Below are 5,785 nucleotides of genomic sequence, written 5' to 3' on the forward strand. Positions count from 1 at the left end.
CCCCTGGTCGCGCGTAGCGTGGACGGTCTGGCCTGCCTTTTCCGGGCGTCTTTTCGCATCCAGGCGAAAAGGCTTCCGGCCCGCAGGTCGTGCGGCATCCAGCCGCATGAACAAGGTTTGTTTTTCAGTTACTTCTCGCCGCATACGCTCGCCTCATCCTGTCGCCGCATGGCATGAGGCGAGCGCGTGCGGCGAGGGAATGAGGCGATAACTCTCGCCCTGGTTCCTCGCCCTAGGCTGTCGCCCCATACCACAGGGCGAGAGCATGGGGCGACAGAGTGGGGCGAGAAACGCCCAAAAACGCCGCTATTTTTTCATCGCCGGCGACGCCGTCAGATCGGGGTGTCGGGGCTTCGCCCTGACCAGTCTGTTTTGGTTGCACGACGAAGGGCGGTGCTACAAAACACATCTGGTCCCGTCTTTGGGCAGGCCTTTCAGACAGGCGTTTTGTGGGGCGTCACGCAGTGGCGGTTCAACAAAACATATCCTGTCCCTTTGTTGATACGGCTCAGTGAAGTCAGAAAATGCACCCGGCCACCACAACCGAACACCGTTATACTGAGGTGTGAAATGACACACCGTACACACATCAGAAAACAAGGGGTATACAGTGCCCGGTACACAACTCAACCTGACACAGGCTGCACAGGCCGCCGGCATTACCCGGAGAACGCTCTATAACCATATAAAACAAGGGAAAATAAGCACATCGAGGGACAAAAAGAACAACCCGGTAATCGAGGTGGCCGAGCTTATCCGCGTGTACCGAAACCTGACCCTGCCTGAGAAAAAATTACCCGGTGATTCACACCGTGAAAATACACATAAAAATTACCCACATGAACAGCTTAAGACACTGCAAAGAGAGGTTGCAGAACTGAGACAGGCCGTCACCCTGATGCTCGAGGATAAAACAGCACGGGAAAGCGAACGCCGGCTGTTCGATGAAGAAAGGCGAACACTGCAGGAAGAAATCAGCCGGCTGAATGACAGGCTGGAGCGGCAGCAGAAAAAGGGATTATGGGCACGGCTGCGGGGCGGAACAACGGAGTGAACGTGCCCATGCCGGCATAAGACGATATTACGCCTCCTCGCTCATTCGCTCACTGCGTTCGGTCATGAGGCTGCGGCGGGCGTTGCGGGCTCACGAACAACAGGAGGAGCAATGCAGGGACTGACGGGACGGGAAAAAAAGGATGCGGCGTTGCCGTTTTTTCATAGGCTTCGCCCTCCTGCCAGAGTTCACATAAACAGACGCTTTTTGGGTGCATCTGTGGGAGCCGAAGCTCAACCATGAATCCGACAGTACGGGCGAAACCCGACAGGACTTAAAGATCCCCACCGTTTCCGATGGGTCGCTCCCTCGTGCGCTCTCCTGTTCCCACCCTGAGGTTTACCCGTTGCAGTCCGCCGTTCCGTAACTCCGAGGTGGCGTTTTCTCATTCCTACCCGTGCAACTGGGTTCCTGTTAGGTGGTTCGCTCCAAGCTGGACTATATGCACGAACTCCCCGTTTAGTCCGACTACCGCGCCCGTTCAGGTAACTAATCACTTGAATCCAACCCTGAAAGACACGACAAAACGCCAGTGGCGGTAGCCATTGGTAACAGTCGATGTGCGAGAGATTTAGAGAGTACTTGAAGTGTTGACCGGACTGCGGCTACACTGAAAGAACAGTTTTGGTGACTTGTCTCGCACAAGACAGTTACCCGGTTAAGCAGTTCCCCAACTGACTTAACCTTCGATCAAACCACCTCCCCAGGTGGTTTTTTCGTTTACAGAGCAGGAGATTACGCGCAGAAAAAAAGGATCTCAAGAAGATCCTTTTTATTTTGTGGATGACCAGCCGTCATTTTCCGGTAAACGTAGCGCTATTACTCATTCTCATAATCGGACTCGGGTTCATCCCCATGATCCACATCGCACTTATCACCGACTTCAAGCATAGTGAATGTGTTCCTGGTAAAATTATAAGAAATATAATTACATTTCTCAGGTGCATCCGGGTTTGAGCGCGGTGTCGTTGCCCCGTTCATCCATAACATCGTGCTGTCCGGGTAAAAATCAGGCGCAAAATCCTCCGGTACCGGCGTGCCGTTGGCATGATAGGAGTAATACGCAGTATTGCCGTTAAACTCCGGCAGCTCTGACACCACCTTCCCCGTGGTCTTGTCGATGATCCAGCCGCACACCCAGCGATCGTCCCCGCACTCCTTCGGCAGCTCACCGTTCCGGCTGAGATACAGCCGGTAATGCCCGGCAAAGTTCACCGGCTTCACCAGCTCCCGCTGCATGATGCTCTTCCATTTGTCCGTATTGTGCTGCTGCGAGTCAGACAGGCTGACGGTTTTTGCGAAGGGGCCATGACTGACCAGTACTTTATAGTCCCCGGCCTGCGGAAACCCCCACGACAACGGAATGACGCCGAAGAACAAGACCCCGGCCAGTAACTTATTTCCCTTCATTTTTTGACGCCTCCAGCGCCTTAATCATTGCATCCGGTGTAATCAGCGCCCTGTTCAGCCCGTCACCGGCGTAATAGGTCACCCCGTCCTGCAGGGCATACCGCTTTTTATGGACAGGATGTCCGTGTTTGTCAGTGACCAGATGACCATCTGGTGTTCGCTCAAACGCATGCGGGTCCGGGCTGATGGGGCGTCCCTGCTGCACGCCGACCGACGCAAATTCCTCCGCACAGGCATAGGCCGCATCCTCCACACTGCCCTGTCCTTCCAGATACGCAATAATGGGTTTTCGCTTAATCCTGATGATGTATTCCTCAAACATCCGGTCCTGCATCGCCTCGTCATACCGCGCATTCACGTCCAGTTTCAGCCGGTGAACGCTTTCCTGCAGGACGGGCGGGGTTATCTGGAAACGCCCGGTCGCAAACATCTCGCGGTTTTTCTGTGCAGCCATAACCTGCGCAATCGTCATTGAGGTCAGATTCGGATCGGTGTGCACCTCAAGGTGCGGGTGAGTCCGGTTGTAGGCGGTGTAGTTATTGACGGATTCCGCATTGCCAATCAGGTTCGCAAACGGACTGTGCGCCCAGCCTTTCGCCTTCCGTGCATTGATGGCATCGAGAAACACCAGTGGATGCATGTGCCACGGCGAAGGACCCAGCCTCTCTGTCGTCACATCCTGCATCCAGGTCATCTTGTCGATAAAATGCTCGCCGTATGTCTTCCATTCCGGGGCTTCTTTCTTGAGCGGAGCCAGATAGGTTTGCCAGATGGCATCTCCTTTTTTGTGATACCAGTCGCTGGGGTGTTTCACTATCGCTTTTTGCAGCACGTCCCGGTAATCCTTACGGTGAATAGCCCGCAGATATTCTCCTGAAGAGTAATCCCTCTCTCCGCTGTCGATCTTATTCAGCAGGTACTGATAGCCATGTTTTGCCATCGCGTGGCTGGGACGAGGATCGTTCTTCGCTGCTTCCAGCATCCATTCAAAAATTCTTCGTACCAGTCCCGCAGGCTGGGTTTTCCCGTCAAGGTAATCAAAACTTGATGGCTCCGCTATTTCCGTCCTGAATCCCCGCTTTCCCAGATCATATTGAGATACCAGGAACGGCTGCATCTGAGTTTTGGAAACATAGCCATTTTCAGGGAGTAGCTGCCAGTATTCCTCTGTTGTCGTGGCATCCGTCTCCGTTCTCAGCTCACTCAGTTTTAGTAGCCCGCACCTGCCGGTCACTCTGTCGTCTTTCGCGAACGTACCGGCCCGGATATTTTTGCTGTACAGTTCCAGCCCCGGTGAATACCTCAGCCACAGCGGTTTATCCTCATCCACCTTTTCAGGATTACTGAGAAAATCAGGCAGATTGTCATCCATACTGAAGCACTCAATATGCACCTGGTAACGCGAGACATAGCTGCCGTCTTTCGGGGCCTGAAAATACCCCATGTGCCCGACCGGCTCTCCGGCTCGAATAGCAAAAGGCTCAGGACACACCACCTGGTCAAATATCATTCCCCCCTTCGCCGGAGGCATCAGAGAACGCCACCATGCAGGCCGGACCACAGAGCCGGTTCCCGGTTCAATATTGTGGTTATCAACCAGCATCCAGTATTGCTGTCCGGGATTCAGTGATGTTTTCACATGCGCTTCTTGCGCTTCCTCGTTCAGCCCCCGGTAAGTCACAAGGCCATATTTGCGTTGACCGAATCCCGTTACGTGCAGACTGTCATCAGATTCATCCCATTCGACGATGGCACCTTTCGGGATCGTGCCTGCACGGTAACTGCTGTTAACTGAGTCCGGATTATGGGTCGGCGCTGCCATCAGCCAGTCAGGATGATATGCTGACAGCGCATTCTGCACGCACCACAGCGGTTTATCCTGCGTTGCTTCATAAGCCGAATACGGGGCCAGATGCATATACAGGGTGTAAAACTGCAAACCACTTTTTTCCGTTTCCCCCGGCTGAATATAATGCCTGACCAGCAAGAATGAACCGGAAAGTAGCAGCTCCCCGGGCATCCACGGCACCTTCAGATAATCCTGGCAAATACGATAGGCAACAACTTCTCCCTCAGCCATGCATCGAACGGCCTGCTCCCCCCTGAACGCGACAGGGAAATCAATCTGTTCAGTGGCAGCCTGACCACTCAGCGCACACCAGGGCGTGGTGTCACTGGTAAGATGAATACCGGGATGCCACATTCCACTGCGGCCAACAAGATAGAATCCGGTGGCTTCACCTTCAGCGTGAGCAAGCATGTCGTCCAGATTAAGGAAGTCATGTCCCTGACCATTTTTTGGCACAGGAAATACCGTGTGCAGGAGGTGCGAAGTGATTTTCGTTTTACTGTCATTTTCCATCAGAACCAGATCCTTATGGGTTTCTACGCCAAACCGCCGAAATTTCCGCAGATACGATAGGACGCCCCTCCGATGGCAGCATGAAGTTATTTGTTACTAAGTTTGATTTACCATAACGTCGCATTACGCGCACCGCTAAAACGCGCTCAGGGCGTTTTTGCCCCCTGAGCCGTGAAAATGTATGTCTTCCCCTGAAAAAACGCTCAGAAACGCGTACAGCGCGTTTTAAGGCCATGCATGATTATGCATTCGGATGACTGGCGGGCGGTTTCGCGCGTGATCTGCAGCGAAACCGCCAAAAGGTCATCTGTCAGCGCCGGAACGGCTTCGGCTTTGACCAGGTAAATTGCGCGTCCTGCCGGGACTCTGCACGCGCGGCCTGCATCTTCGCCGCATACCGCGCGGATTCTATCTGCGCACGCGCCTGATTCAGCACAATGCGCCGCTGCGGTTGATTCAGTTTTTTCCCTGCAACCCGTTCAGCTTCCGCGACGGCATCATCCAGAAATCGTTTTTCCATCGGGGTTAATTCGGTCAGTCGTGACATAACACCTCCTGCTAAAAGACATCCGGCAAGTCTGCCAGATGGAAAGGGGATCGGGGAATAAACATCCCCTCACACCACTATTGCTGTGGCCGGTAACGGTGAGCGGGGGCGCAATGTATTGCGTGACCGCGAGGCGTTGGACAAGCGCAGCGCGTCAGGCCGTTATGATACCCGTTCAGGGTGAATGCCGTCAGGGGAGCCGCCAGCCGCAGACAACCCCCGTTGGATGAGTCCGCCCACGGACGAACGGCGCAGTGGGGGCAGCGCCCGCCAGACCGTCGAGCAGGCGAGACCAGGGGCTAAAAAAGCAGGTTTCCGGACGTCCCCCGGACGGAGGTCAAAACCGCGTCTTTTTAACCCCTGGTCGCGCGTAGCGTGGACGGTCTGGCCTGCCTTTTCCGGGCGTCTTTTC

General features: G+C 54.4%; 5 protein-coding genes. 1 reads left to right on the forward strand and 4 read right to left on the reverse strand.

Annotation, left to right across the window (positions count from 1 at the left end; all coding sequences use genetic code 11):
- Window positions 1-610 precede the first annotated feature (610 nt).
- Window positions 611-1,054, forward strand: a complete 444-nt coding sequence (locus AAIR21_RS27085) for an entry exclusion protein 1 (protein ID WP_434682730.1) — start codon at window positions 611-613, stop codon at window positions 1,052-1,054.
- A gap of 819 nt (window positions 1,055-1,873) precedes the next feature.
- Here the strand turns inward: AAIR21_RS27085 and AAIR21_RS27090 are convergent.
- The 4 genes from AAIR21_RS27090 to AAIR21_RS27105 form a co-directional block, all read right to left on the reverse strand.
- Window positions 1,874-2,464, reverse strand: coding sequence for a hypothetical protein (locus tag AAIR21_RS27090; protein ID WP_434682732.1), 591 nt, complete (start codon window positions 2,462-2,464; stop codon window positions 1,874-1,876).
- A complete protein-coding gene (locus AAIR21_RS27095) occupies window positions 2,451-4,826 on the reverse strand; it encodes a hypothetical protein (protein ID WP_434682733.1) in 2,376 nt (791 codons plus the stop codon). Before AAIR21_RS27095 ends, AAIR21_RS27090 begins: the two co-directional genes overlap by 14 nt.
- Window positions 4,827-5,136: 310 nt before the next feature.
- Entirely contained in the window at window positions 5,137-5,373 is a 237-nt protein-coding gene (locus AAIR21_RS27100; RefSeq protein ID WP_434682734.1) for a hypothetical protein, read from the reverse strand.
- Between the two features lie 162 nt (window positions 5,374-5,535).
- On the reverse strand, window positions 5,536-5,785 hold a 250-nt coding region (locus AAIR21_RS27105), incomplete at its 5' end, for a hypothetical protein (protein ID WP_434682735.1).

Source organism: Enterobacter sp. PTB (assembly GCF_051130085.1).
GTDB lineage: Bacteria > Pseudomonadota > Gammaproteobacteria > Enterobacterales > Enterobacteriaceae > Enterobacter > Enterobacter ludwigii.

Coding starts and splice junctions, on each gene's coding strand:
- AAIR21_RS27090 (WP_434682732.1), bottom strand. CDS start 2,464: ATGAAGGGAAATAAGTTACTGGCCGGGGTCTTGTTCTTCGGCGTCATT.
- AAIR21_RS27095 (WP_434682733.1), bottom strand. CDS start 4,826: ATGGAAAATGACAGTAAAACGAAAATCACTTCGCACCTCCTGCACACG.
- AAIR21_RS27100 (WP_434682734.1), bottom strand. CDS start 5,373: ATGTCACGACTGACCGAATTAACCCCGATGGAAAAACGATTTCTGGAT.